The sequence below is a fragment of the Mesorhizobium sophorae genome (assembly GCF_002270415.1).
Taxonomy (GTDB): domain Bacteria; phylum Pseudomonadota; class Alphaproteobacteria; order Rhizobiales; family Rhizobiaceae; genus Mesorhizobium; species Mesorhizobium sophorae.
The window spans coordinates 253877-279574 of the sequence record NZ_NNRI01000001.1 but is presented as its reverse complement, the minus strand read 5'-3'; the positions used below and the strand labels follow the sequence as shown (position 1 = coordinate 279574).

Below are 25698 nucleotides of genomic sequence, written 5' to 3'. Positions count from 1 at the left end.
GAGCACTTGGGTTTGCGCTACCGCTTTAGGCGGCTGTATTCCTCGCCTATTGGACGCCATGACTTTCGACTGGGTTTGTCCGACTATCCGTCGCGACGCAGGCGGCGGGTCGCCTCGGTCGGGAAGGTACACGCATGCTTTCGGTAAAACGCGCATTGCTGATGAGCGTGGGCGAACGCTACGTGCTGCTCGTGACGAACTTTGCCACTGCAGCCTTGGTTTCCCGGATATTGACGCCCAAGGAGATCGGGGTGTCGGTGATCGCCATGGCCATCATGGCGATGGCCCTGTCCCTAAGGGAGTTCTCCAGTGCGAGCTTCCTCATCCAGCGCGAGGAACTCAGCCGTGAAGATATCCGCGGCGCCTCTACGGTAATGTTCATCCTCACCGGGGTCATCGCCGTCGCTCTCGTCGTCGTTTCCCCTCTTCTGGCCTCGTTCTACAGCGAGCCGACCCTCATCCCCTACTTCAGGGTTGTCGCGGCCTGTCTCTTTCTCGACACCTCTTTGACGCTGATAACCGCTCTGCTGCGGAGGGAAATGTCCTTCGGCAAGGTTGCGGCCATCGACATAGTGGCAGCGGTCACGAATTCCGCGGCCACGATCATTCTGGCATTGGCGGGCTTCAGCTACATGAGCTTCGTCTGGGCGTGGTTGATCGGCAGCGGTCTTGCCGCAGGCCTCGCCTTCGCCCTATGGCCCCATTTCTGGATGTTCAAACCGTCCCTCGCCAACTGGCGAGGAATGGTTTTGTTCGGCGGATACAACGGCGCCATCGCCATTCTTTTCCGCATCTTTGATGCGCTGCCCCTACTCCTGCTCGGCCGCTTCATATCGCCGAATGCTGCAGCCTTGTTCAGCAGGACGCTCTGGATCGGCCAGATCCCTGACAAGCTGGTTATCGGAGGCGCCATGGCGGTCGTGCTGCCCGCCTTCTCGGCCGAGGTCAGGCAAGGCAGGGATTTGAAACGTCCCTATCTATCCGCACTTTCCCTCATCACCGCGCTCCACTGGCCGGCGCTCCTCGTGCTGTCGGTTTTGGCGTACCCGACCGTGAACATCGTGCTCGGCCACCAGTGGACCGAGGTCGCACCGCTCGTGCAAATCGTCGCAATCGCGTTGCTGTTCTCCTTCAGTTTCGAACTCAATTACCCCGTAATGGTTGCGATGGGGGCGATCCGCGACTTGTACATCCGCGCGCTGATCGCCTTCCCAATTTCGGGCATTCTCCTCGCCGCAGCCATTGTCTTCGGCGGATTGCAGGCAGCCGCCTGGTGCATGCTAGTGACTGTTCCCTTCCAGGCATATATTGCCCTGAGCTTCGTCCGGCGCAGCCTGGGACTTGGACGCATGGAGATCGCCGCGGCGCTTGGCAAAAGTGCTGTCGTTGCCTTCGCGAGCGCGGTGCCTCCCCTCGCAGCCGTGGGGATTTCCGGTTCCGGTTTCAACCTCTCCAATATGGAAGCCATTGCGGCGGGACTGTTGGCGTTCGGGGGATGGTCGGCTGGATTGATCATCACCCGGCATCCCCTGCTCGATGAGATCATCAAGATTTTCCCGGGACTCCGGCGGGTACGGGTTTCGGTAGGTTGATACCGAAACTTATCCGAGATCCCGCGCCACCAACTCGCGGCAAGTCGACGGGAGGACTGCTCAGACGGAGGGGCCCGGAAGCTGTCCAATGAGCCTCGAAATTCTGATCCGATACGCTCTCCTGCGCAATCTGTTGACCTTGTAGGTTAACCCCAGATACGCAGGAGGAATATTCAGACCGAGTTCCCCGCAGTTGCAAGATATGCGGCCGAGTACAGACCGTTCCTGGCTGTCGATGCGATGTGCCACCGCCGGCAGGAACTTCTCCGGCCCCGTATAGTGGCGGATCAACGCCCGATCCCAATAGCTGGTCTGGAATGCCGACTTCTGCACGTTGAATTCCACGGGAAGCGTCTCCCATGCACCTTGGGCGGCGATGTTGAAGGCGCATTGGTCGATATGGGTGCATGAGCCGTCCCAATAGGGACAGAAGTACGCGTGCGACTTTAGAGCGGAAGAGAACCGTTCGGGAATTCCCGACCCAATCCATCGAGACACGTCGATAGCCATAAAGCCGGAATTGAAGTAACGCCGTTCGAGACCATGCTTGTCGCAATTCTCAAAGAATGCGCGGTTGTCGAGACCTGTGCAGATGGAAAGGTCGGGCACGGCGGCGAGAGGTCGCGTCGTCGGGGCGGCAGCTGCAAGATCGAGAGGCCGCACGGCCAGTGTATCGTTGTCGAGGTAACAGACGACATCGTGATCGCCCGAGACGGCGGCGATCGCTGCGGTTTTTTCATAGGCAGTCGATGTTATGTGGCCATGACCGGGTAGACCCCGGTCGACCGTCGGAAGGCTGTGGGTCGCCAGCCGATGACCCTTCGCCTGGAGGATCCTGAGCACCGTCGGCGGGGGGGCCGAGCTGAACCCCGATTGGACGATGTGGATGTCTATCCCCCGTGCATGATTTAATCCCAACGCCACCGCGCTGGCATAGGTCAGGTCATCACGCTTGCCGTCGGTCAGGTAAACGACCCCGATGCGCTTTTCGGTCATGCGTTATCCTCTACGCGGACGGCATCCGATCCGAGGCTGAACCAGCGTAATGGCAGCCACATGGCCGGTAACATCGTTTCTCAATGCCGGCTCCAGGCCTCCGCCAGGCGCGTGCGGATGTGGCCTAGCGGATTGGGCATATGGGCTAGGTAGTCGACAGGCGGAATGTAGGCCAAGCTTGGCGAGAGCTGAGCCGCAAATTTAAGCAGATCAAGACCGGCTGCTCGCTCACCGCGCGCGATGTGTGAAAGGCCGGACCAGTATGCGCGCTTTCCGAGGTTTCGGTAAACGCCCCTGCGCAACCGTTCCACCCCGGGCACGGAGGCTGCCTCGTGCGAGAAAAAACTATCGAAGGTGAGTTTCTTCTCGATCATGTCCCGCTTGAAGTCCTGCCAGAATATGGCGGATAGATTCGCGCCGTGCACGCGGCGTATTCCGTGAATCGCCTTTGTCAGCGCCGCTCTGCGGCCCAGTGACAGCCGCAGGAACATTTCCAAGTCCTCGCTGAACGATATCTCCGGCCTGAAATGGCCAACCCGTTTGAGGTCGGCGGTTCTCATCACCGCTGCGCCGCCTCCAAACAACACTTTGCTGGGAAGCGACCGTTCCAGGGCGAACGATTCCATGGACAGAAATCGCCAGTCATGTGCGTCTGAATTCTCCACGGCCGGGAAGGGCCGGTCCTCATGCCAAACCAGTTCGCCTCCACACGCAAAGGAAACATCGGGTTCCCGCTCAAGAACCGACAGGGCACGTTTAAAACAACCCTCGACGAGTAGATCGTCGGCACAAAGTATCACAAAATACTTCGAGACGGCCCAATCGATGCCCTCATTGCAGGATGCGTGCAACCCGAGATTTTTTTTACGGGCGATAACCGTGATCCGCCTGTCATGGCTTGCCAGTTCATTTGCAACATCGACACTGTCGTCGGTTGACGCATTGTCAACGATCAGAATCCTGATGTCTTCTACTTGCTGGCGCACGATGCTCTGGACGGACTGAGGCAAGTAGCGCCCGTAGCAGTAATTTGGAATCACAACGTCGATTAGTGGCATTGATCAACCTTCACGAATTTGTTGAACGTGGGAGCATCTGCTCATCTGTTTCACCAAGACGGCGATCCGACCTTCGGTGTCGCTTTCATGGATTCTTGCGTCGTCCATGCCCGCCGCTCTCAGCTTCACGACAAGATCGGACGAGACACCGCATGGGCGAAAACTTGTGTTCGAAGAAGAACCTCCTGGTCCAAAAGTTGTTGCCGGTATCGCGAAACCGTTTCGCGAACTTCCCGCGCTCGCAATTCCCGCTCGGCAAGGAGTGCGTCCAGCCGCGACTCCAGCCATTCGACGCTGAAGGTTTCGACGCTGGTGCAAAAGGCCGATAGACCGGTGTCGGCAGCAAGTGCGTCGTGCTTTTCGAGGTATCCGAGAGATATGACAGGGAGCCCCACCCGCAGGGCGCAAACAACATTGTGAAATCGGGTGGCGACCACGACGTCAGTCGTCTGCATTTGCGCCATGACGTCGTGCAGCGATGCAGACCGACTGAAAATGACCCGGGCCAAATCAGCGTCGGAAAGCCGGCCGCGGAGTCGCTCGATGAGATCGACCACCGCAACCTCGTCATTGTCCTGGCCCAGGATAAGTCGAATGTCGAAGCCTCGTGTCACAGTGCGTGCGACAAACTCCGCGAGCTTGGCAATGTACGTCTGATAGATTGAGTCATTTCCACCCGTGCGACCGCGGTAGTTCATCACGCCCACACCAACAACAGTGGTCTCACAGACCTCACGCTCGGCGGTCAGGATTGGTAGTCCGAAAGCAAGATCGGGAAAAACCCGGTCGTTCGCAACATCAACCCCGAGGCTCCCGACGAATTCGCGTGAAATCCTGTCGCGAAACGAACGATATGACGCGCAGCGGGCAGTCCAGGCGAAGAACACGCGACTGAGGGGGTGGTAAGCAGGCCCGGCGCCGATGCTCGCAAATGCGACGACACAGCCCCTTAGCCGCGCCATCAGAAACCACTTGAGGAAAACGTAGGGCATTCCAAACGGAGTATCGCCAAAATCATCGAACGCACCAGTTCCAGGCAGTATGACAGCATCAAAGCCACGAAGTTTGACGAAGGCGCGGATCGGTCCCCACATCTTGTAGGGCACTCGACCAAGCATGCGGTTCGCCAAGTCGAGCCAACGCGACTTGATAGCCGGCCGCGTCAATCTGATGGTCTCCACGCCGAAGGCTTTCTCGACGGATTCGGGCCATGTGCAAATCACGGAAAGTTCGGCCTCGGGGCAAATCCGCCTGAGCGTGTCGATCATTGCCTCGAGTGAGCCGTCATTGCCGAAGTTGCCGACGCCAAACTGCCCGATCAAGCCAATCCGAATTCGCTTGGTGCCTGGCACAGCATGCGCGTGGTCGTAGCCATTGATCCATCGATGCGATCGGAGCTGAGGCTCAAGCACGGTTTCAGTTTGCGTTTTTTGGGACTGCATAAGAACCCGTAGCTTTCAAGTGAGTGAGTGAGTGAGTGAGTGCAGTGCACTATAGAACCACCTGTCCGTTTCTTCGCCTCAACCTATGGGCTGAAGAACACCTCTTTTTGGGTGTGTCAGCGCCCGCGGGTGGCCGGGCGTCCGGCAATCGAAGCTTTGTCCGGCGGCGCATCTTATGAGGCTGATCTGCGCCGAAAAGCCGGTTGACCCTCCCGCTGCGCGATACCATCGCCGCAAAATCCGTCAGCACAGTGCGAGCCCGTGCAAGGTAACGGGCTAGCCGCGCATTTCGGCAATGAGCTTTGTTGCTTACAGGTTGCGCAAACCTGCACGTCTGGCTGAGTCTGCGATCAGCAAATCCCTCCATTGCTGGAGAAACCGATCCTTGGTTGCAGCTGACGCCGTGTTGCGCAGCGAGCGGCTTGTTTCCGCCTTCTCCGCGGGGCTTCGGGAAAGCGCTTTTCGCATCGCGTCCGCGATGGCCGCGGGATCGTTCGGCGGCACCTGCAAGCATTGGCCTCCCACCGCCTCCACGAGCGCACTGTCCGCGGACACTATCGGCAGCAATCCCATGTAAGCGGCCTCCAGTGCAGGCATCCCGAAACCCTCGAGAAGGCTCGGCAGCACGAATGCCTCGGCGTTTGCATAGAGCCAGCGCAACTGTGCATCGGGCACGTAGCCCATGAGCCTTACTCCGGCGATGGATCCCGCAAGCTCCGCGGTCTCTGCATGACCATCGCCACGCGACCCACACAAGACGTATTCTATTCCCTCGCGATGGAATCCACCGTCCCGATACGCCTTCAGGGCGGCGATCTGGTTCTTGCGGGTTTCGAACGCGCCCACGGTAAGAAAATACCGACCGCTCAAGCCGGAGATTGCTTCCGCCGGGCCGTCAAACAGTTCGGTGCGCAGATACAGCGGGATTGTCGTCAGGAACCGGAAACCTGAGCCAAAAAGAGACTTGAATTGCTTCGAAGAGAAATTGCTGACGAAGACGACCCCCGGCTTGATGCGCCGGATCTTCTCGTAAGCGAGGTGGTAGTTGGCGCAAGTCCGTTCGCTGTAGAGTTCTTTGTGCGTCAGCGGACCGACATCGTGGCACAGGACGATATCATTCTCGGTCAGGCGTGACCTCAGGACGTAGAGCGGATCCAGAAACAGCCGGAAGCCACGCTCTTCGATGCCGTCACGGATGAGGAGAAACTCGCTGTCGCGGAGCCAGTTGATCTCCAGCATCATCAGCCGGGCGACTATCTTGCGGGCAAGACCCTCGGGCGCGAAGGAACCGAGCCGCCAGTAGCGGACCCTGGCCTGGCTCGGGACAAATTCCCCGGTGAGGTCCTTGGCAATGTGGTAGGCGCCAGTCCTGTTCAGGATCGACAGGGAGTTGTCGAAAAGCAGCAAGCTGGCGGATGCCTGTCTGCTTGCGACGCGTAGGTCGTGCGGGTCGGGCCGCTCGTTCATCGTGCTCTCCTGGAGATCAATCCTTGCACTGGCTGCCGGTCAACTGCCGTACTCCCCGAAATCGGCGTCGACCTGAACCATGAGTTCGAGGTATTTCCACGCTATCCACCGCCAGGAATAACTGCTCGCCCTCACGTGCCCCTTGGTGACCAGCCGTTGCCGCAAGTCCGGGGAAAGCATCAGCAGGCGGATGGCTTCGGCCCATGACTGGACGTCGTCGGGATCGGCATAGAGGGCCGAATCCCCGCAGATTTCGGGAAGACACGGCGAGGTCGAGGCCACGACCGGGCAGCCCGAAGCCATCGCCTCGACAGCGGGCAGCCCGAAGCCTTCGATCCGTGACGGGAACAGGAAGCACAGGGCGCCTTCGAGCGCCTTCTTGAAGTCGTCATCCCCTATGCGGCCAGGGAGGACGATGTTTCCGGGCATTTCCGGGACGTACCTCAGGACCGTGGTCTCGTCGACATCGCCTGGCATCCAGAGGTCGAGACCCATCCCGTCGAGGAGTGGGGCCAGCCTGGCGAGCAGCCCCATGTTCTTGTATTCCTGGTCCCGCCTGCCAAGGCAAAGGACATACGGCCTGCCCCGGTCGACGACCAGAGACGATCTCGCTGCATCCCATCTCTTCGCATGGTCGCTGCCGTTGTAGGTGACGACGATGTTTTGCTGTGGCGCGATCCCGAAATCGACCAGATGGCTGCGCGAGAGTTGCGAGACCGTGGTGATGCGGGCGGCCCGCCTGCCGAGTGCCGGCAGGATCAGGCGGTGCGCCCACCGGAACCCCCGCGCGTAGCTCGACGGCATGAGCCTGGTGTGCATGTCGTGGATGCACGCGATCTGGCGCCTCAGCACGACCGGAGCCAGGTTGCAGAAGCTCAGCAATCCTCCGGGCACATGCCAGGGCAACTGCGCCTGCACCCAGAATTGGGGAAGTCGCGGCCTGTTGAATTCGGGAACGACACGCACGGAGATGGCATCGAGGCGGAGAGGTTCGGAAAGCGGGCGCGGCACCACGAGATCGATTTCCAGGTCGCGACCGAGGGGATGCCCTTCCGAAATGAGGGCGTCGAGAGCCAAGGTGACCTCGCGGGCGTAGCGGGCCACTCCGGTCGGCCGAAGCGTCGTGAAGTCTCCGTTTATCGTCCAGCGTCGTCTCGGCGCTTCAGGGTCCACGCACACCCCAGCCGAATGCCCGATCAGGAATTCGGCGCCGTCAGCAGCAGATCTGGCCAGGGGTGCGTCGGCTCGGTGTCCATTCACCCGTCTGGCCCGTCTTGGTGGCGGCGACTCCGTCGTGTCGAACTCGAGTTTGCCCATGTCCCCCTTCCCCGGTCCTTCCCGCACCTTGAGCCAGACTAGCATCCCCGGGAGCACCAAGGCCCTCAAACGTTTGAGGTAGGCACGCTGTCCGACCTCGCCTATCCGGATGATTGCCGCTTAGCCGGATGACCCGATGGCCATGGTGACCTGGCGTCTTTCCGGCTCCACATTGATGGTTCGAAAGGGGGACGACATGGCGCGGCGTTGGACCATCAATGGGCGTTTTCTTTCCCAGCCGACAACAGGTGTCCAGCGTTATGCGCGCGAGGTCGTTCACTCTCTCGACGCCTTGATCGCGGAACAGGAGCCGCTCGCCCGCGGCCTCGAACTCAGTCTGCACTGTCCGCCCGGGTCCGGGGACATCCCGCTGGCTTTCATCGAACGTCGCGAGATCGGCCGCACAAGCGGGCATGTCTGGGAGCAGGTGCAACTCCCCTCGTCCCTCGATGGCAGCGGACTGCTCAGCCTCTGCAACACTGGGCCGCTGCTTTCCCGCAAGCATATCGTCTGCATCCATGATGCAAATGTCTGGAACGCCCCGCAGAGCTACTCCCCTGCCTTCAAGCTACTCTACAGGAACCTGTTGCCCGGCCTCGGCAAGACGGCGTGCGGAATTTCGACCGTTTCCAACTACTCCCTGGATGAACTGGTTCGCCGCGGCGTCTTCCCGGCAGAACGGGCTTTCGTCGCGCCGAACGGCCATGAGCATGCCTTGCGATGGAAGCCTGAACACTCGGCACAGACACGGCTGGCGGCCTCGCGGGAAACAATTGTTCTGATCGGCAGTGCCGCACCCCACAAGAATGTGGATCTCCTGCTGAACATGTCTGATCGTCTTGGCGAGGCCGGACTCAGAATAGCGATCGTCGGCATGTCGGATTCGCGCGTCTTCAGGTCAGGGACGGCCAGGACCGAAGCTCGAAACATCCACTGGCTAGGCCGCGTTTCCGATGGCGAATTGGCGGCCCTGCTCAGGGACTCGCTATGCCTGGCTTTCCCCTCGCTCACGGAGGGCTTCGGTCTCCCGGCCCTCGAGGCGATGGCCGTCGGCTGCCCCGTGGTGGTTTCCGACCGCGCCAGCCTGCCTGAAGTCTGCGGCGGCGCAGCCCTGTTTGCACCTCCCGACGACCCGAACGCATGGTTCGACAGTTTCGCGCAGCTTCGCGGCTCCCAGGCCTTGCGACTGCAGATGATAGGCAAGGGAAGGGCGAGAGCCTCGGCATACAGCTGGAGGGCGACGGCCTTGCGTTATCTCAAGGCGATGGCGGCCGCGGACGGCGTCGACGCAGAAGCGAAGATCGTCAGGGCTCGCGAATTCACATGATCTCGTGAAGTGCCTGGACGGCCCCGAGTGATTCCAGGATCGCGCGGTCGAAGTTCTCCTCGGAAAAGCGTCCGGCATTCCTGGCGCAAGCGCGGGGCGTGATGGCATAGCTGTTCGCTTCGAACCGTTCGACGGCCTCCTTGAGGTGCTCGACGGTCTGAGCCTTGAACAGCACCCCTGTCGGCTCCGGGGATGATCCCAGGCGCTGTACGATGTCGACGGCCCCGCCGCGGCCGAAGGCGACCAACGGCGTCCCACAGGCCTGCGCCTCGGCCAGCGCTATGCCGAAATCCTCGCAGCCCGCAAAGACCATCGCCTTCGCCCGCGCCAGGGTGTCCACATAGTCTTTCCGGGGCAGGTAACCCGAGAAGGTGATGTTGGGACCAGCAAGCGCCCGCAAGCTGGCTGATTGCTGTCCTTCGCCAACGATGACCAGTCGCCGCGATGGCATCTCGTTGAAGGCCCGGATGACGAGGTCGGTGCGCTTGTAAGGGGCGAGGAAGGACGCCGAAACGTAGTAATCGTCCTTGTCCTCCACACAGGGCAGTTCTTTCAATGAGACCGGCGGGAAAACGACGCGCGCCTCGCGCCCGTAAATATGCTGGATCCGGGAGCGGACATAATTCGAATTCGCCAGCATCAGGTCCGGACCGTGCGCTGTTCTCGTGTCCCACGTCCTCAGGCGATGGAGCATGTATCGATAGAGCATTCCCTTGGGCCCGAAGCCAAGCCGCCCTTGCTGAAGGTAGGAAAACTGCTCGTCCCAGGCGTAGCGGACGGGGCTGTGCACATAGCATAGATGCGGCTGGTCCGGCCTGGTGATCACGCCGCGCGAAAATGCGGCCGAAGACGAGATCACCGCATCGTAGCCTGTCACGTCGAACTGTTCGATCAGGAAGGGACAAACGAAGAAGAGCGATCGATAGAATTTCTGGACCATCGGGATCCGGTTGGCCGCGGAGGTGTGGAATTCCACGTCGTGGAAATATTGCTCCTTCACCTCCGGCGGCAGGAAATCGAAAAGCGTGAAGACTTCGGCATTGGGGAACTGCTTGCAGATTTGCGCCAGAACCCGTTCCCCTCCCCGGAAATTCGGACACCAGTCATGAACGACCGCTATCCTCGCATACCTGTCGACGCCGAGCCCCGGCGCGGCCGGGAACTCCTCGATGGGCACATCGACCTTGGCCGCGACCGCCAAATCGGAAGAGCGTTCGTGGAGCATGGTTCCCCCTAGCCTCGTCAGGCCAGCAGTCTCCATTCCATCTTGTTGCCCCGGCAAGTTGTACGATCGGTTACAGGCTGTTCCGGACGCATGCCTATCTAATACTTATGGCTGTGGGTCGTTTACAGGGATACTCCGAAAGCCTGTGTCCGGGGGTAGGCCAAGCTGCTTCCGTCACCTTTTATGCAGGCTGTTTCGGTCCCCTCGTCGGTCTAGCTTCGGCGGGAACCGAAACTGGATCGAGCATGAGACTGGCAGTGATCATCCCGACCCTTGGCCGCCGCGGACAGGTCGCGCGCCTGCTTCGGTATTTGGGTGACCAGACGAGACTTCCTGACGAGGTCATCGTATCGGCGCCCGACGCCACGCATGTCGAACTGCCGGAAGATTGTCCTTTCCCCTTGTCGCTCGTTTTCGGACCGATGGGATCGTCTGCCCAGCGGAACACGGCTCTCGTACCTTCCCTGGCGCGCTTCGACATCATCACATTCTTCGACGACGATTTCGTTCCGTCCACCGAATACCTGGCGCAGGTCGAGAAAGCTTTCGTGGAAAATGACGGATGGGCGGTGGTGATGGGCATGGTCGTCAGGGACGGCGCCACGAATGCCGGCCTCACCTGGGAAGATGCCGAAGCCGCCTTGCGGGAAGCCCAGGGCAAAAAACATGATGGGCCACCGGTGGTCGATCATGTCGGTGCGTATGGATGCAACATGTCTTTCCGGTCCTCCTTTGTCGGAGATTTGCGCTTCGACGAGCGCCTGGTCCTGTACGGCTGGCAGGAAGACATCGACTTCACCAGCCAAATGAGATCCAAAGGTCGCGTGGTCTGCGTCACTGCAATCACGGGCGTCCACCTCGGTATCAAGTCAGGCCGGGTCAGCGGAAAGCGGTTCGGCTATTCCCAGGTTGCGAATGCGATCTACCTGATCAGGAAGGGCTCCGTTCCGGCCTCTTTCGCGCTTCCCCTAATGTTCAGGAATATTGCGGCCAACCTCGCAAAGAGCCTGCGGCCCGAGCCGTATATCGATCGCAGGGGCAGGCTCAGGGGCAACATGCTGGCGATCCTGCACATCGCCATGGGACGAATCGAACCCGAATACATCCTGAAAATCTGACGGCGGGAAAGACAATGCGGAAATGGCTTTTGACGGTGGCGGCGGCTTCATTGGCGGCAGCAGCTGCCTGCCCATTGCCGACGATGGCTGCCGAGTATCTCCTCGGCCCCCAGGACAAGGTCAGGCTCAAGGTTTACGAATGGCGCGCATCACGCGACGTGATCTTCGAATGGACGGCTCTCAACGACAGCTTCGTTGTCGGTGCCGACGGCACGCTCTTCCTTCCATTCGTCGGCCAGATACGAGCGCAAGGCACCGCCCCCGGCGACCTCGCCCGTGCGATCGGCGACCGCCTGATGCAGCAGATGGGACTCGGCCGCCAGCCGGATGTCGCCGTCGAGATTGTCCAGTACAGGCCGTTCTACATCGTCGGCTACGTCACGCAGCCCGGCGAGTTTCCCTTCAGACCCGGACTGACGGTCTTGCAGGCGATGGGAATCGCCGGCGGCTTGCGAACACGCGAGGAGGACATGTCGAGGCTCGAGCGTGAAGTCATCGCGGGCCAGGGCGACGTGGGTCTGCTGGCGCTGAGCAACGTCAGTCTGCTCGCCCGCAAAGCGCGGCTGGAATCGGAACTGGCTGGCAGCGACGACATCGCCTTCCCTGCGCAACTGATGGACAGGGCTTCGAACGAGACGGTCGCGGTTGCGATGGAGCAGGAGCGCAAGATCTTCGCTGTCCGCAAGGACGCCATGGCGACGCAACTCCGTGCGCTCCGCGAACTCAAGGATTTCCTCGAAAAGGAACTGACCTCGCTCGGCCAGCAGATGGCCTTCCACGACCAACAGATCGAACTCATCCAGAAGGAACTCGCGGGTGTTTCGGCCCTTGTCCAGAAGGGGTTGGCGGTTGCACCGCGGGAACTCTCTCTACAGGGAACGGTCGCACAGATGCAGAGCGACAGGTTGGTTGCCGAGACCTCGCTTTTGCGAGTCAGGCAGGAGATAAGCAAGACCGACATCGAGATCCTCAACCTCGCCAATAGCCAAGCCAGCGAAGTCGCCGCTTCCTTGCGCGAGACGCAGCTGCAGCTCAACGAAGTGACCAGCAAGGCCAACACCGCAGTGCAGTTGCTGCACGATACCGAGGTCACGGCACCTGCTCTGCTCGCCCTTAGAGAGCGCGGCGAACGGGCCAAGCCGATCTTCAAGATCGTGAGGATGACGGACAGCGGCTCGCAAGAGCTCACGGCTGAGGAAACCACGCCGATCGAGCCAGGCGATACCGTGAAGATCGATATCCCCCCGCCCCCGTCCGGCTTGGCTGCCCTACCTGCAGGCGGCAGCGTGCAGGCAGAGACGCTCCCGATTCAGGGCACCAACTGATCAAACTTGCATGGTTCAGTGAGGTCCTCACCCGTCGCACCCATTGGCGTGGGCTTCGGAAGCTGAAATTGCGGCTGGAAGCCGCCTGGAAGCACGAAGAACAAGGGCGCAAGAAAACTGGGGGCTATGCCTAACCGGATCGTCTGCGCAATACCCTGGCACTTGCCATGCACTTTGAGGCCGCATATCAGTGAGCACACGCTGACGAAACCTTCCCTGCCGCAGTGAGTCGATCTGTGCTGCGGGTATCACTGGAGATTTCGGTGCTCATGAGTGTCGTGGCTGTATCGGCGGGGGGCGTTCTGTTGGGACTGCGGTTCAAGGCTCCCGCCCTGATCGCGGCTACCGCGCTGCTTGTGATCGGAAGCTTTGCCTGGAATGGCCTTGGGTTGCCCGGCCATGTGACCGTCACCAAATTCCTGATCCTGGCATTCGTATTGGCTTGCGCCTACATCGTCGGCCTGTCGCTGTCCGTCCACTGGAAGCGGACGGAAGGGTGAGCGGTCGGGACTTCAGGCAGCCCTGTCGAAGCGCATCACTGCGAAAACCGTCCTGAACAAGATCACGATGTCGAGCCAGATCGACCAGTTCCGCACATACTGGCTGTCGAGCGCCACGCGGTTGGCGTAGTCCATGCTGCTCCTTCCGCTCACCTGCCAGAGACCGGTGAGTCCCGGCCTTGTCCGAAGGTATTCGCCCAGGTGGTCGCCGTAGCGTATGAGTTCGTCCTTTACGATGGGCCTTGGGCCCACGCAGCTCATGTCGCCACGGATGATGTTGAAGAGCTGGGGGAGTTCGTCGAGGCTCGACTTGCGCAGCATCCACCCAAGCAGCGTGACGCGGGGGTCGTTCCTGATCTTGTGGGTCTCTTCCCACTCCTTGCAGACATGAGGGTTGGCTTCGAGATATGCTTTCAGAACTTCTTCCGAATTGGCAACCATCGAGCGGAACTTATAGCAATCGAATGGCTTTCCGCCGAACCCGATACGGCTGTGCGAGAACACTGCCGGGCCTCCTGCCGTGATCCTGATCAGCAGGGCAACGACGATCATCACAGGCGCAGCCATGACAAGCGCCGTGCCCGCTATGACCAGATCCATGAGCCGCTTCAGGAGACCTCCGATGGGAGGGTTCGTCGTTCCCGTCCTGATGGCGGGCGACAGGTCTGTCAATACTGCCCCTGCACTGTTGTGGTCGGGCGCAGGAACAACGTGCAGGACTGCCGTTCGGCTGTCAGCCGCCACGGGAAGAGGCGGCTGAACCCAGATCGGGGTTCCCTGATGCGACTCGAAGGTGTTTGTTGACATGGGACGGTTGCTGTTCGAATTGTTCCGATCACTCTTCCAAGGTCGGGGCTTGTCGGCAAGAAAGGCAAAGGAGGTAGCGTGACGCTCCAGGGCTACCCCCTAATCCCAAGGAATGATCCCCCTACACGCTTTTGCGACCTCCGAGGGAGGAATGTCTCGGCACCAGTTTCATGCGGGGCTTGGACTTCATCGCGCGGGCCTTCGTCAGGAGCACGCCCAGGATGGGCGTCCTGCTGGCCTGCAGCGTCCTGACGAGTTCCCGCAGCGTTTGGACATGTGTCTTGCCCCACTGGGCAACGACGACGACGCCATCCAGTACGGATCCGACAATCAGTTCGTCGGCTCCCGAGGCAAGCGTCGGCAGGTCCAGGATGACAATGTCGTAGGCGGCAAGTTCGTAGGCGGCAAGGTCGCGAGCGGTCAGATCCAGGAGGAACGCCTCCATGTTGCTTGGTGACAGCAGATGCCCGGCGTCCACCACCGAACTTGGAAGCAAGTCGAACGGCCGCCCAGGAGCGCGGACGATATTAAGCCGGACAGGGTCCTGGCACGGTTTGTCGAGGGCGCCCGACGGGCCGAGCAGCCGCGTGGTCAGTGTCGGTCGCCTGATGTCGGCGTCAATTACCAGCGTCTTCAGCCCGGACATCGAATACAGCGTGGCAAGATTGCTGGCGACCGAACTCTTCGAACTGTCATTGGATACAGCCGTCAACCCAAGCAACTTGATCGGGCGGCTGGTTTCCGCAAGGCTGATTTCGGTTCGCACTTTCCTGAGACTGTGGCTGTATCTGGAGTGCGGATATCTTGCGACTTCGTCGAGGTGGCCGGATTCCCTTCTCCTGGTGGTGGGCGGCAGCTCTCCGACGCATTCGACACCCAAATTCTCCCGGATGAGTCGTGCTGACCTGATGGTCCAGTCGAACGTATGCCTCACAAATGAAAGTCCGATGCCGAAAATGAGCCCGGCAACCGCCGCGAAGGCCAGCATCAGCTTCGGCCTTGGAGTGCTCGGATAGAGCGGCGCCGTCGCAGCTGTGATCACCCTTGCGTCGGCGACCGGGTACGACTGCTGGCTTACCGAGTTGGTGTAGGCCTGCAGGAAGCTCTCGTACATCTTCTGGTAGGTTTCAGCAGTCACCTCGAGTTCTTCGAGCGTCGGCACAGCGTTCGCCCCACCTTCGTCGGTGGCTTCACCGCCGACGCTGTAGTCGTGCCGTGACCGGAACTCTTGCGCCTTCGCCATGGCCTCGTTCATCTGGGTGCGCAGTTGTTTAAGGCGCATCTCGAGCCACGCGCCGCCTTCCCTTGCCGCGTCGGCCTTGGTTTCGATCTGCTCACGCACGAAGGCATCGGCCGTGGCGTTCGCAACCTTGGCTGCACCTTCGGCATCGAGAGAGGTGAAGGATATGTCAATCGCGTAGGAAACGCCCACTCTGCGGACGTCGAGGCCGTTGCGGAAAATCAACATGCTGCGCCGGGACTTCTGGTAATCGGTCAGCGTCACGGGTGTTTCAGGCACGCCTTGGCCGAAATGCTGCGCAAGCGACGTCAGCCAGGCGCTCTTCCTAAGCTCGGAAGCATCGAGCAGGACTGTTCCTATCTTCTTAAATCTCTCCCGCAAGGTCGGAGCCTGCGGACGGTTGAATTGGGGGTCGTCGACGAGTTTCAACTGTTCGAGGACCATCGCGGCGATCTTTTCCGACTGCATCACTGCTATCTGGCTTTCCACCTGGGCGGTGTCCAACGACAGATCTACTTCGCCACCCTCCTGCAGGTGTTGTGGCAATTTCGGCTCGATCAGAATCTGCGCGCTGGCGATGAACGTTGGGTCGGTGGTCGAATTGTAGAACCCGGCCACCAACAGAGCCGCAACAAGGCAGGCGAAGATGGTTCCAACGTAGTGCCGCAGAAATTCGGTTATGTCGGACAGGCCAATAAACTCCTGACCGACGGAAGCCTGCTGGTCCGCTGCCGGAGGCCATTGATTGGGAAACATACGGTTCATTCAAATTCTCCTGCAGGCGTGCGGGAAATCCTGCGCGCACGCCGTCCCCACGCAGGCAGGCGGTCCCCATGCTGGCGGTCGATGACATTCAGCCGATGTTTTCATTGAAAGCTGAGGCCCCTCGATCCCAGACTGCCGCGAAAAGATTACGCCCGCGTCAGGGAAGGTTAAACGCCGCCAATTGGCGTAGGGACCTACGCCCTATGGGAAGGGAGAATGGCCGGCAGCCCTGCTCTCGTCCTGTCGACAAAAGACAACTGCTGTTCCAGCAAGGCCTGCCGTCCTCGGCTGAGTGCCAGGTTCCGCGCGAGGGAATCGATCCGCTCGGATATGCGTTCGGGGCTCTCGCCATTTTCCATGGCCTCCAAAGCGAACGCGGCGCAGTCCGTCATCCTTTCCACGGACGGACGCAGTGCCGCGGATTCCCTTTCGATTTCCACTTGAATGAGCTCGAGAAGCCGAGCCAGGCGACCGAACCGCCTTTCGTCGACATCCTCGCGGAACGGGTACTTGAATGCGGTCAGCGGCATCTTGCAGCCCACCTTTCTCGTCGGCGCCCGAGCAGGACGCACCTTATAGAATACAAGACCCCATTGCCTGGACGAGACATCCTTTCGGCCATCGGCGGTCATGCTCCTATTGGATGAGGGGGTGCAAACCAGCGCGTTAGGGCTACTCGAATTCATGAAGGGGGCTGCGTCCGGCAGCGTGCTAGGACTATTCGCCTGTAACTGCTGAGCGGAAACCGTGACCGTGACCATAGTCGGCCAAGCCAGGCCAAACACGTTCGCCTTCGAAACCAGTGCCCTGGTCAAAGCCACTGGCTTCCGGGAATACGATGCGCGCTGGTGGTTCGGGCAGCCAGGCTCGGACAAAGAACCCGAACTCAATCTGATGGGCGTGCAGGCGATCGGCATGGGGCTCGGCACCCTGATCCGCCGAATGGGTGTTGGCCCGGACATCGTCACCGGCCATGATTTCCGCAGCTATTCCATGGCGATCAAGATGGCGCTGGTCTCCGGCCTGATGGCGGCCGGCGCGCGCGTCAAGGACATCGGCCTGGCACTTTCTCCCACGGCCTATTTCGCCCAGTTCGCGCTCGACGCTCCGTCGGTGGCCATGGTGACGGCCTCCCACAACGAGAACGGCTGGACCGGCGTGAAGATGGGAGCGCAAAGGCCTCTGACATTCGGGCCTGATGAGATGACCGCTTTGAAAGCGCTCGTGCTGGACGGCGATTTCGATCTCATAGGCGGTGGAAGCTATGAATTCGTGTCCGGATTTCGCGAGAGATACATCGAAGACCTGACTGCCGGAAGGAACCTCGGCCGAAAGCTGAAGGTGGTGGCGGCCTGCGGCAACGGAACCGCCGGCGCTTTTGCCCCGCAGGTGCTGGAATGCATCGGCTGCGAGGTCATCCCGCTGGATGTTGAGCTCGACCACACGTTTCCGCATTACAATCCCAATCCCGAAGACATGCAGATGTTGCACGCGATCCGGGACAAGGTTCTGGAGACAGGTGCCGATGTCGGGCTCGGCTTCGACGGCGACGGCGACCGCTGCGGCGTGGTCGACAACGAAGGCAACGAGATTTTCGCGGACAAGGTCGGCGTCATGCTGGCGCGAGACATCTCCGGCCTGTACCCGAAATCCGCCTTCGTCGTGGACGTCAAGTCGACGGGCCTTTTCATGACTGATCCCGTCCTCCTGCGGAACGGTGCAAGGACGGATTACTGGAAGACCGGGCACTCCTACATCAAGAGGCGCGTTGCCGAACTCAATGCCATCGCTGGTTTCGAGAAGTCGGGGCATTTCTTCTTCAACCCGCCGATTGGACGCGGCTACGACGACGGGCTGCTGACCGCGATCGCCGTCTGCGAGATGCTCGACCGCAACCAGGGTAAGACACTTGCCGACCTTTACCGCGATCTGCCGCTGACCTTCGGCACCCCGACCATGTCGCCCCACTGCCCGGACGAGGTGAAATACGGCGTGGTCGCGAAAGTTGTCGGGGAATTCACGAAAATGAAGGGGGACGGGATCGAGTTCGCTGGCCAGCCGCTGGCCAATCTCGTCACCGTGAATGGGGTGCGTGTGGTTGCCCAGGACGGCACATGGGGCCTGGTCAGGGCTTCGTCGAACAAACCGGAGATTGTCGTCGTGGTGGAAAGCCCCGTCTCGTCGGAACGACGCCGCGAGATGTTCGAGGCTCTCGATGCCGTGCTGCGCCGCAATCCAGAGGTCGGAGCCTACAACCAGACGTTCTGACGGGAATTGGCTGAAGAGGAATTGGACCATGCCGGACCGGATCGTAAGTTTCGTCATGAGCGGGGGCGTCGGCTCACGGCTGTGGCCGCTTTCGCGCGAAGACAATCCCAAGCAATTCCACGACCTTTCGGGCGACGGCTCCATGCTTGCGAAGACTGTTCGACGCCTCAAGGCGCGGCCGGACGGTGAGACGCCGATCTATTTGATAGCGTCCGAACGGCATGCCGACCGCGTCATCTCGGACATTGCTCCGCTCGGCCTGAACGGCGGCAGACCGATCTTCGAGCCGGTCGGCCGCAATACCGCCGCCGCGGTCGCCATTGCCACCCTGCAAACGATCTCCGAACATGGCGCCGACGCGCTGGTGCTCGTGGTCCCGTCCGACCATCAGATATCGACCGAAGCGCAATTCTGGGAAACCGTCGAGGCGGGCGTGCCTGCCGCCGATGCAGGAAGTATCATCGTGTTCGGCATCAAGCCGACGCATCCCGAAACCGGATATGGCTACATCGAGGCCACGGCAAATGGTGACCGAGTAGCCTTGGTTTCACGCTTTGTCGAAAAGCCAGACGCCGAGACGGCCCGCCAATACCTGGCTTCGGGACGATTCTACTGGAACGCCGGCATCTTCCTTTTCCGTGCCGACGCCATGCGGCAGGCCTTTCTCGATTTCCAGCCGGACATCTGGGAGACTGCGGAACGGGCCTACAAGACAGCGCGGACCGAGGTCTCGGGTCTGTACCTGCCACAGGGCTTCTACCTCGCTGTCCCCTCGACATCGATCGACTACGCGATCATGGAGCATGCGGGCGACATCGCGATGGTCACGGCTTCCTTCCGCTGGAACGACCTTGGATCTTGGCAATCGCTGCTGGAAGCCAGCCCAACCGACGGCGACGGCAACGTCGTCATGGGTGACATCGTCGCCATGGATTGTGGCAACTCCTACCTCAGAAGCCAGGGCAGGCTGCTGACCGTAGTCGGAATGAAGGATGTAGCGATAGTTGCGACGCCGGACGCGGTGTTCGTCGCCCCCGTCAGCCACAGCCAGCACGTGAAGAAGGTCGTCGAACAGCTGGAGAAGAGCGGACGCCTCGAAACGAAATTCACCGCATCGGAAGACCGGGTCATCATCAGCGGCTCATGGCGCAAGCGTGTCGAACACTGGCTCTTCGAAGAAACCCTGCCATTGTGGTCCACTGCCGGTGTCGACGATGTATATGGCGGCTTCCACGAGGCTCTCGGCTTCGATGCAAGGCCATTGGGCAAACCCAAGCGCATGCGGACGATGGCTCGCCAGATCTATGCTTTCGCGGTGGCCAAGGAACGCGGCTGGACTGGACCGGCCGACAAACTCATCGACCACGGTATCGACTTCATCGCAAAATACGGCCGCACCGACCGTGGCGGCTGGGTGCGCACGCTCAATGCCAACGGCAGCGTCGCTGACCCGACCGAGGACGCCTACGATCATTCCTGCGTGCTCCTGGCGCTAGCTCATGCTCATCGATGCGGCCATCAGGACGCCCTGAGGCTTGCACAACAGACATTTCATTTCGTCGACACCCATCTCGAGGACGAAAGCCTGACCGGGTTCCTCGAGAGCCCCGGCTCCAACGGGGCTCGGTCTTCGAACCCGCACATGCACATGCTGGAATCCTTTCTTGCCTGGTACGGCGTCACCGGCGACCGTGCCTATCTGCGACGGGCGGCACGCGTCATCGATCTCTTCCGGTGCCATTTCTTCGACCAGGAAAGCTGGACGCTTGGGGAATATTTCGACGCCGATTGGCTGCCCTTGCCGGGAGACAAAGGACAATGGACCGAACCAGGGCATCATTTCGAATGGGCCTCGCTCCTTGTCGAGTTCGCGCGGGCGAGCGGGCAAAAAGACCTGGTCGCCTACGCCAGAAAGCTCTATTCATCGGCGGTCGCCAGTGGATTGAACCGAGCCACAGGTCTGGCTTACGCAGCCGTATCGCGGCAGGGAATGCCTCTCGACCGGTTCTCCCGCAGCTGGCCGCAATGCGAAGCCGTCAAGGCAGCCGCCGCCCTGGACGGCATTGGCGGGCCTGATCTGAAACCCGAGATCGAAGCTCGCGTCGCGCGCCTGTTCAGGTGGCATATCGATCCCGCACCGCTTGGCTTATGGGTCGACAGGATCGACGAGCGCGGAAGATCCGTGGCGACGGAAGTCCCGGCAAGCATCTTCTACCATCTGGTGACGGCGTTGATGCAGTATCTGGACAAGACCGGTGGACAGGTCGAACCTTTCCCGCTTCCAGCTTTGGATGTGGGCAAGACAGGTCTGAAGCAGGTCCTCAGCCGCCGCTAATGCGCCGATCCTGGGATACGATGTTCGTGCCACTGTGGTCGTATACGGCGAACCTGAGCGACGCCAATCCAAAGAGGCTACGAGCAGCTATGCTTTCTCCTGCGTCGGCTTGTAACCACGGTAGCCCAGAGGTGGTAGGGAGGTAGTAACTACGGCTAATTCGGTATCCCGTGCCTCTGTGTCGTGGCTGCAAACCGGGATAGTATGCTTACAGGATGCCTCAAAGAGAGGCATTGAGCGACCTCTTCCGATCTTGGAGTTGCGGCAAACTCGTCGAGGCGTTGTAATTTTGAGCCTATGAACCTTCATGTCCGAACGGTTGAGACGCAACTATGGCAAAAAAAAAAGCGCGTGCCAGGGCCAGCGGTGACCTCCTAAAACTGCTTGCTACCAGGCCGAGAGCGGTGGCGCTTGCCGCGCTGCACGTGAGTGAATCCGTGCTGCTGGAACTCGAAGCATCCGAGCTATTGTCAGCGGCCGAGATCAGAGGATTGCTGAAGGACGCGTCGACGACGTTACGAAATGCCGCCGATCAGGTCGACAATCGCAGCTGCCTCATTGCCAGCGAAATCGTCGACTCCATGCGGGAAAGTTTCAAGAGAAACAAAACCTAATCCTGCCGCCACGTGCCAATTTCGAAGCGTGCCGGTGGCGAGCCGGTGGAACCTGCGCATTTTCATCGAAAAGCGCCGTCGCTACACCGATCAATAGTTTGCCATCAACGGATACTCATCACATCAAATTTGATGTACATTCCATCAGAGGGAGGTACTTTGGGGCATTGGGCGGGGCTATAGATGACGTACGCTTCACATCCTTTTTCGCGCGGGAATGAAAATCGTCCATCGTATGTCGGACTTAACGACGACGATGCGGCGCTTATCAAGACGTTGGGATTCACGCCGAAGCGCTATCTGGCGGAGACGGTCATCGTCAATCAGGGCGAGGACAGCGATCGCATGTTCATAGTCGAGTCGGGCTGGGGCTGTAGATCCCATGAACTCGCCGGCGGGCAGCGACAGATCCTGGATTTTGCACTGAGAGGCGATATCGTCCTGCCTCAATCGTACTCGGGCAGCGCTCTTGAAACGTTCGTGGCTCAAACCGAACTTACGGTGCTGGTGGCTTCTACCAAGACATTTACCCTTGCCGCCATGCAGTCGCCCCATCTCTTCTCCCTTGTTCTCGAAACCCTCGTGCACAATGGGGCGGTTATCGCTCAACATCTCACCAATGTAGGACGACGCAGCGCATTGGCGCGGACAGCGCATCTCTTCCTCGAACTGAAGGCGCGCCTGGAACGGACCGGCTCTGTTACCCAGAACAGCTTTGAATGCCCTCTCACCCAGTACGATCTCGCGGACGCTCTCGGCCTCACTCCGATTCATGTCAATCGAATGCTGCGGGAACTGCGCGAGCGCAAGTTTCTCGAATTCCGCCAAGGCCAGGTGCGCGTGCTCGATCAACCGGGCCTGACGAAGTTTGCTGGATTCGAGCACGAATATATCGAAAGCTAGGTCGTATCGGCATACGACGCCTGGTCCCCTCCCGTCGAGAAATCATGTGTCAGGGATAGCGTGCACCAAACCGCCATGTATGTCGGCGGCATCCCATTGCGGGTCCACCGGTGTCCGGCCCTGCTTCCGCGATAACACCATAGGCGCCAGCGGTCCGTCTGTTAGATTGTTCGGGTGGCGGACCTGTTCCGCTTGGCCGGCGCCTTCACCCCAACCAGGCCCCCCGCCCAACAGGCGCCGGCCATTTTCAGTTTTCGCTTCTTGGCGTGATCTCTTCGGTCCGCACCTCGTCTCCGATCTCCCTGGCGAGATCAAAGGCCTTTCGCCTTGTCCTTCGTCGTCAAACGGTAGGCCAGCTAGGCTTCTCGAACACGCTCACGATGCAGGTCGTCACCGGTTTGCCGGTTGTCACCGGACCGCTGTGTTCCCTCGTTCGGATGGCTTCACTTTACATTAGCGGAGGCGCATAAACTATCCAGCCGGCGGCATTGTTCCTCACAGGCATCCTGTCGGTTAGGCCCGGTGTCCTAGCTCATCCCAACAGAAGGGATGCCGGGCCGCTCCAATCAAGCCGCGGGATGAAGGCATGTGACACGACGATGGCGTCTGTTGCGCCCCTAACGGTGGCCATCGGAACGCTTGAACCGTTCGCGAGGAACCGGAAGGCGATGCGCAATCAATGCGGCCAGTTGGATGGTTCTGTGATCATTGCTTGATGAACGGGCCCGTGTAGGTCTGGCCGGCAAGCGCAACGGTCCCGGCCAAGGTTCCTTCGGGCAGCATCACAAGACTGACGTCCGCGCCATTCGGGAGGCGCTTGAGCTTCAATGTATTCCCCGAAATTCTTCCAGCGCCGGCTGCCTCTCCGGGACTGTTGTCGCCCAGATTCCCCCACGCAACGGTGGCCGTCACATCGCCTCTGGGAGAAATCGTCTGCACAGCGACTTTGGCTTCGGACGTCCCCTCCAACCGTCCAGCCCACATGCCCGAGAACGCGGCGTATTTTGCGGGAACGCCCTTCGCTGGCGGGGTGATCGTTGTGGATTGATCCATTGTGGCCGAACCAGGAGCAGCAGCGGCCGGATCCAAGGTAGATAGGGGAGCAATGGCCGCAGGTTCGGGAGCGGCCGATTGCGGCGCTTCAGGAGCCGATTGGCACGCGGCCAGGATAAGTGCCGTGAAGCCCAGCATCGTGTTCCGCATTCAAGCTCTCCGCCTCGTTCCCAAGCCATTGGCGGGCTACAGACCCGCCGAATTGCATGTCATTCTACGCCACCGCCCCACGCATCGAAATAGCCGGGCGAACCTGTGGATAGTCGCGGGGACAATGCATTGCTGAAGGACGCAGCCCGTGGCAGGCGATCACGAAGCGGTGACGGCTGTAATGAAGGCGCAGTGGGCTGCGAAGATTGGACGTGAGCGCCGCACAAAGCGCTTGCGACTCGTCTCGGCCGAGGTTTCGGCACAAACCAGATCCCCATCTGCCAACCGCCCAAGGAATTCACGATCATGATAAATCGGCGTACTTTCTCCACCGCACTTGTCACCGGGGTGGCGACGGGCTTGTTGGCCGGCTCCCACAAGACGCAAGCGCAGACAGGCCCCAAGGCCCGCAATGTCGTGCTGGTCCATGGCGCTTATGCGGATGGCTCGTGCTGGTCGGAAGTGGTTGGCATCCTGCAGCAGGCCGCCTTCAGGGCAACCGTCGTCCAGCACCCGCTGACCACGCTGGAGGCGGGCGTCGATGCAACGCGGCGAGCGATCGCGCTCCAGGATGGACCGACGATACTTGTCGCACATTCCTTTGCCGGCATGATCATCACCGAGGCAGGCATGGATCCCAAGGTTTCCTCGCTCGTCTATGTCGCGGCGCGCGCTCCGGACGCGGGCGAAGACTACACGGCGCTCGCCAAGACCTTTGCGGCGCCGCCTGCCTCCGCCGGCCTTGTCTGGTCCGAAGGCTATGGCAAGCTCAGCGAGGAGGCCTTCCTGCGGGATTTCGCCGGCGACATTGCTCACGAGAAGGCGCGCATCCTCTATGCCGTCCAGGGGCCGATCTCGGACAAGCTTTTCACCGGAAAGACGATGCAAGCGGCATGGCGCTCGAAGCCAAGCTGGTATGCGGTTTCGACCGAGGATCGCACGATCAACCCGGATCTCGAGCGCTTCATGGCAAAGCGCATGAACGCAAAGACCATCGAGGTGAAGGCAAGCCATTTGTCGCTGATCTCTCACCCGCACGAGATCGCCCAGCTCATCTCGCAAGCCGCCGGGTAGCTCAGCTAGCGAAGTAGGCTGGGCCAGGGAAACTGATGGAGGGCGGACACGCTTGCCCCAGCCATCAGGTTCGCCGCGCCGTGAACTGACGAGGGCTTGCGGGCCTTCGATCACCAGCGCTGATGCACATGGGGCTTGATGTCCTGGTCGTAGATATCCCGGATCTTGCCCATGAGTTGATCCGACAGCGGGGGAAGGTCCGCCGCTTCGGCATTGGATATCGCCTGCGCCGGATTGCGGGCGCCCGGGATGACCACCGTGACCGCGTCGAACATCAGGATCCAGCGCAGGGCGAATTTGGCCATCGTCGTGTCGCCGGAAACCAGCGGCCGGATGCGCTCGACCGCTGCCAGCCCGACCTCATAGGGCACGCCCGAGAAGGTCTCGCCGACGTCGAAGGCCTCGCCATGGCGGTTGAATTTGCGGTGGTCGCTGTCTTCGAATTTGGTGTCAGCCTTGAACTTGCCCGACAGCAAGCCGCTGGCCAGCGGGACGCGAGCAATGATCGCCACATCGTTCTTTTTCGCCAGGTCGAAGAACAGTTCCGCCGGCCGCTGGCGGAAGGCGTTGAAAATGATCTGGACGGTGACGACGCCGGGATACTGCATCGCCTTCAGCGCCTCCTCAACGCGCTCGACGCTGACGCCGTAGTTGCGGATCTTGCCCTGCTCGACGAGACGGTCGAGCCGCTCGAACACTTCCGGGTGGTAGTAGAGGTCGGTCAGCGGGCAATGCAGTTGCACCAGATCGAGCGTGTCGGCCTCGAGATATCTCAGGCTGCGGTCGATCCAGTCGGTCAGGTTCTTCTGGCTGAACCCCTCGACCGTTTGCTCCGGCAGGCGCTTTCCGGCCTTGGTGGCGATGAACGGACGCTCGCCGCCGCGCTCCTTCATCACCCTGGCAATGAGTTTTTCGGAACGGCCGTCGCCATAGACGTCGGCGGTGTCGATGAAGGTGACGCCGGCGTCGAGGGCGGCATGCAGGGCGGCCACCGCATCGTCGTCATTGACCTCGCCCCAGGCGGCGCCGATCGCCCATGAGCCAAAGCCGATCTCGCTGACGTCGCGGCCGGTACGGCCGAATTTCCGTGACTGCATGTCCTGTTCCTAACTGCGGCTTGGT

At 60.6% G+C, this 25698-nt stretch carries 21 protein-coding genes; 10 read left to right on the top strand and 11 right to left on the bottom strand.

What is annotated here, in order from left to right; genetic code table 11:
- Positions 1-134 precede the first annotated feature (134 nt).
- The gene (locus CGZ66_RS01150) at positions 135-1592 is read left to right on the top strand and encodes an oligosaccharide flippase family protein (RefSeq protein ID WP_095080640.1); all 1458 of its coding nucleotides are present in this window, start codon (positions 135-137) and stop codon (positions 1590-1592) included.
- A gap of 60 nt (positions 1593-1652) precedes the next feature.
- Here CGZ66_RS01150 and CGZ66_RS01145 read toward each other — a convergent pair whose 3' ends face one another.
- The 5 genes from CGZ66_RS01145 to CGZ66_RS01125 form a co-directional block, all read right to left on the bottom strand.
- The gene (locus CGZ66_RS01145; protein ID WP_095080638.1) at positions 1653-2588 is read right to left on the bottom strand and encodes a glycosyltransferase family 8 protein; all 936 of its coding nucleotides are present in this window, start codon (positions 2586-2588) and stop codon (positions 1653-1655) included.
- Between the two features lie 80 nt (positions 2589-2668).
- Positions 2669-3646: a glycosyltransferase family 2 protein gene (locus CGZ66_RS01140; RefSeq protein ID WP_095080636.1), complete on the bottom strand. Its 978-nt coding sequence runs from the start codon at positions 3644-3646 to the stop codon at positions 2669-2671.
- Between the two features lie 125 nt (positions 3647-3771).
- A complete protein-coding gene (locus tag CGZ66_RS01135; protein WP_095080635.1) occupies positions 3772-5088 on the bottom strand; it encodes a polysaccharide pyruvyl transferase family protein in 1317 nt (438 codons plus the stop codon).
- A 309-nt stretch (positions 5089-5397) separates the two neighbouring features.
- Entirely contained in the window at positions 5398-6555 is a 1158-nt protein-coding gene (locus CGZ66_RS01130; protein WP_095080633.1) for a glycosyltransferase, read from the bottom strand.
- Positions 6556-6594: 39 nt separating this feature from the next.
- Entirely contained in the window at positions 6595-7872 is a 1278-nt protein-coding gene (locus CGZ66_RS01125) for a glycosyltransferase family 4 protein (RefSeq protein ID WP_095081067.1), read from the bottom strand.
- 136 nt (positions 7873-8008) lie between these two features.
- Here CGZ66_RS01125 and CGZ66_RS01120 point away from each other — a divergent pair, with 136 nt between their 5' ends.
- Positions 8009-9199: a glycosyltransferase family 4 protein gene (locus CGZ66_RS01120; protein ID WP_342586830.1), complete on the top strand. Its 1191-nt coding sequence runs from the start codon at positions 8009-8011 to the stop codon at positions 9197-9199.
- Here the strand turns inward: CGZ66_RS01120 and CGZ66_RS01115 are convergent.
- Entirely contained in the window at positions 9192-10424 is a 1233-nt protein-coding gene (locus CGZ66_RS01115) for a glycosyltransferase (RefSeq protein WP_095080631.1), read from the bottom strand. The genes CGZ66_RS01120 and CGZ66_RS01115 overlap by 8 nt on opposite strands.
- Positions 10425-10669: 245 nt before the next feature.
- On the opposite strand from CGZ66_RS01115, the gene CGZ66_RS01110 reads away from it, so the two are divergent.
- From CGZ66_RS01110 to CGZ66_RS01095, 3 genes are all read left to right on the top strand, one after another.
- Positions 10670-11542 carry a glycosyltransferase family 2 protein gene (locus CGZ66_RS01110; protein ID WP_095080629.1) on the top strand — a complete coding sequence of 291 codons (873 nt, stop codon included), beginning with the start codon at positions 10670-10672 and terminating at the stop codon, positions 11540-11542.
- Positions 11543-11556: 14 nt separating this feature from the next.
- On the top strand, positions 11557-12867 hold the full coding sequence (locus tag CGZ66_RS01105) for a polysaccharide biosynthesis/export family protein (RefSeq protein WP_095080625.1): 1311 nt from the start codon (positions 11557-11559) through the stop codon (positions 12865-12867).
- A 269-nt stretch (positions 12868-13136) separates the two neighbouring features.
- The gene (locus tag CGZ66_RS01095) at positions 13137-13367 is read left to right on the top strand and encodes a hypothetical protein (protein ID WP_095080619.1); all 231 of its coding nucleotides are present in this window, start codon (positions 13137-13139) and stop codon (positions 13365-13367) included.
- Positions 13368-13379: 12 nt separating this feature from the next.
- Here CGZ66_RS01095 and CGZ66_RS01090 read toward each other — a convergent pair whose 3' ends face one another.
- The 3 genes from CGZ66_RS01090 to CGZ66_RS01080 all read right to left on the bottom strand — a co-directional run bounded on the left by CGZ66_RS01090 (position 13380) and on the right by CGZ66_RS01080 (position 16709).
- Positions 13380-13967 carry a sugar transferase gene (locus CGZ66_RS01090; protein WP_245330957.1) on the bottom strand — a complete coding sequence of 196 codons (588 nt, stop codon included), beginning with the start codon at positions 13965-13967 and terminating at the stop codon, positions 13380-13382.
- A gap of 328 nt (positions 13968-14295) precedes the next feature.
- Positions 14296-16179: a GumC family protein gene (locus CGZ66_RS01085; protein WP_245330956.1), complete on the bottom strand. Its 1884-nt coding sequence runs from the start codon at positions 16177-16179 to the stop codon at positions 14296-14298.
- A 194-nt stretch (positions 16180-16373) separates the two neighbouring features.
- A complete protein-coding gene (locus CGZ66_RS01080) occupies positions 16374-16709 on the bottom strand; it encodes a hypothetical protein (RefSeq protein ID WP_143748637.1) in 336 nt (111 codons plus the stop codon).
- A gap of 217 nt (positions 16710-16926) precedes the next feature.
- Here CGZ66_RS01080 and CGZ66_RS01075 point away from each other — a divergent pair, with 217 nt between their 5' ends.
- From CGZ66_RS01075 to CGZ66_RS01060, 4 genes are all read left to right on the top strand, one after another.
- Positions 16927-18447: a phosphomannomutase/phosphoglucomutase gene (locus CGZ66_RS01075; RefSeq protein WP_095080607.1), complete on the top strand. Its 1521-nt coding sequence runs from the start codon at positions 16927-16929 to the stop codon at positions 18445-18447.
- Between the two features lie 28 nt (positions 18448-18475).
- Complete coding sequence (locus CGZ66_RS01070; protein ID WP_095080605.1) at positions 18476-20782, top strand: AGE family epimerase/isomerase; 2307 nt, start codon at positions 18476-18478, stop codon at positions 20780-20782.
- Between the two features lie 332 nt (positions 20783-21114).
- The gene (locus tag CGZ66_RS01065) at positions 21115-21396 is read left to right on the top strand and encodes a hypothetical protein (RefSeq protein WP_143748636.1); all 282 of its coding nucleotides are present in this window, start codon (positions 21115-21117) and stop codon (positions 21394-21396) included.
- A 183-nt stretch (positions 21397-21579) separates the two neighbouring features.
- Positions 21580-22299, top strand: a complete 720-nt coding sequence (locus CGZ66_RS01060; RefSeq protein ID WP_095080601.1) for a Crp/Fnr family transcriptional regulator — start codon at positions 21580-21582, stop codon at positions 22297-22299.
- 705 nt (positions 22300-23004) lie between these two features.
- Here the strand turns inward: CGZ66_RS01060 and CGZ66_RS40545 are convergent.
- Positions 23005-23502: a hypothetical protein gene (locus tag CGZ66_RS40545; RefSeq protein ID WP_245330955.1), complete on the bottom strand. Its 498-nt coding sequence runs from the start codon at positions 23500-23502 to the stop codon at positions 23005-23007.
- A 303-nt stretch (positions 23503-23805) separates the two neighbouring features.
- On the opposite strand from CGZ66_RS40545, the gene CGZ66_RS01050 reads away from it, so the two are divergent.
- Entirely contained in the window at positions 23806-24576 is a 771-nt protein-coding gene (locus CGZ66_RS01050; RefSeq protein WP_095080599.1) for an alpha/beta fold hydrolase, read from the top strand.
- Positions 24577-24686: 110 nt separating this feature from the next.
- Here the strand turns inward: CGZ66_RS01050 and CGZ66_RS01045 are convergent, their stop codons facing one another.
- Complete coding sequence (locus CGZ66_RS01045) at positions 24687-25673, bottom strand: aldo/keto reductase (protein WP_095080597.1); 987 nt, start codon at positions 25671-25673, stop codon at positions 24687-24689.
- Positions 25674-25698 lie beyond the last annotated feature (25 nt).

Excerpts from the sequence above, each read along its gene's own strand:
- CGZ66_RS01150 (WP_095080640.1), top strand. The coding sequence starts at position 135 with ATGCTTTCGGTAAAACGCGCATTGCTGATGAGCGTGGGCGAACGCTAC.
- CGZ66_RS01145 (WP_095080638.1), bottom strand. The coding sequence starts at position 2,588 with ATGACCGAAAAGCGCATCGGGGTCGTTTACCTGACCGACGGCAAGCGT.
- CGZ66_RS01140 (WP_095080636.1), bottom strand. The coding sequence starts at position 3,646 with ATGCCACTAATCGACGTTGTGATTCCAAATTACTGCTACGGGCGCTAC.
- CGZ66_RS01135 (WP_095080635.1), bottom strand. The coding sequence starts at position 5,088 with ATGCAGTCCCAAAAAACGCAAACTGAAACCGTGCTTGAGCCTCAGCTC.
- CGZ66_RS01130 (WP_095080633.1), bottom strand. The coding sequence starts at position 6,555 with ATGAACGAGCGGCCCGACCCGCACGACCTACGCGTCGCAAGCAGACAG.
- CGZ66_RS01125 (WP_095081067.1), bottom strand. The coding sequence starts at position 7,872 with ATGGGCAAACTCGAGTTCGACACGACGGAGTCGCCGCCACCAAGACGG.
- CGZ66_RS01120 (WP_342586830.1), top strand. The coding sequence starts at position 8,009 with ATGGCCATGGTGACCTGGCGTCTTTCCGGCTCCACATTGATGGTTCGA.
- CGZ66_RS01115 (WP_095080631.1), bottom strand. The coding sequence starts at position 10,424 with ATGCTCCACGAACGCTCTTCCGATTTGGCGGTCGCGGCCAAGGTCGAT.
- CGZ66_RS01110 (WP_095080629.1), top strand. The coding sequence starts at position 10,670 with ATGAGACTGGCAGTGATCATCCCGACCCTTGGCCGCCGCGGACAGGTC.
- CGZ66_RS01105 (WP_095080625.1), top strand. The coding sequence starts at position 11,557 with ATGCGGAAATGGCTTTTGACGGTGGCGGCGGCTTCATTGGCGGCAGCA.
- CGZ66_RS01095 (WP_095080619.1), top strand. The coding sequence starts at position 13,137 with ATGAGTGTCGTGGCTGTATCGGCGGGGGGCGTTCTGTTGGGACTGCGG.
- CGZ66_RS01090 (WP_245330957.1), bottom strand. The coding sequence starts at position 13,967 with ATGGATCTGGTCATAGCGGGCACGGCGCTTGTCATGGCTGCGCCTGTG.
- CGZ66_RS01085 (WP_245330956.1), bottom strand. The coding sequence starts at position 16,179 with ATGAACCGTATGTTTCCCAATCAATGGCCTCCGGCAGCGGACCAGCAG.
- CGZ66_RS01080 (WP_143748637.1), bottom strand. The coding sequence starts at position 16,709 with ATGCCGCTGACCGCATTCAAGTACCCGTTCCGCGAGGATGTCGACGAA.
- CGZ66_RS01070 (WP_095080605.1), top strand. The coding sequence starts at position 18,476 with ATGCCGGACCGGATCGTAAGTTTCGTCATGAGCGGGGGCGTCGGCTCA.
- CGZ66_RS01065 (WP_143748636.1), top strand. The coding sequence starts at position 21,115 with ATGGCAAAAAAAAAAGCGCGTGCCAGGGCCAGCGGTGACCTCCTAAAA.
- CGZ66_RS01060 (WP_095080601.1), top strand. The coding sequence starts at position 21,580 with ATGACGTACGCTTCACATCCTTTTTCGCGCGGGAATGAAAATCGTCCA.
- CGZ66_RS40545 (WP_245330955.1), bottom strand. The coding sequence starts at position 23,502 with ATGCGGAACACGATGCTGGGCTTCACGGCACTTATCCTGGCCGCGTGC.
- CGZ66_RS01045 (WP_095080597.1), bottom strand. The coding sequence starts at position 25,673 with ATGCAGTCACGGAAATTCGGCCGTACCGGCCGCGACGTCAGCGAGATC.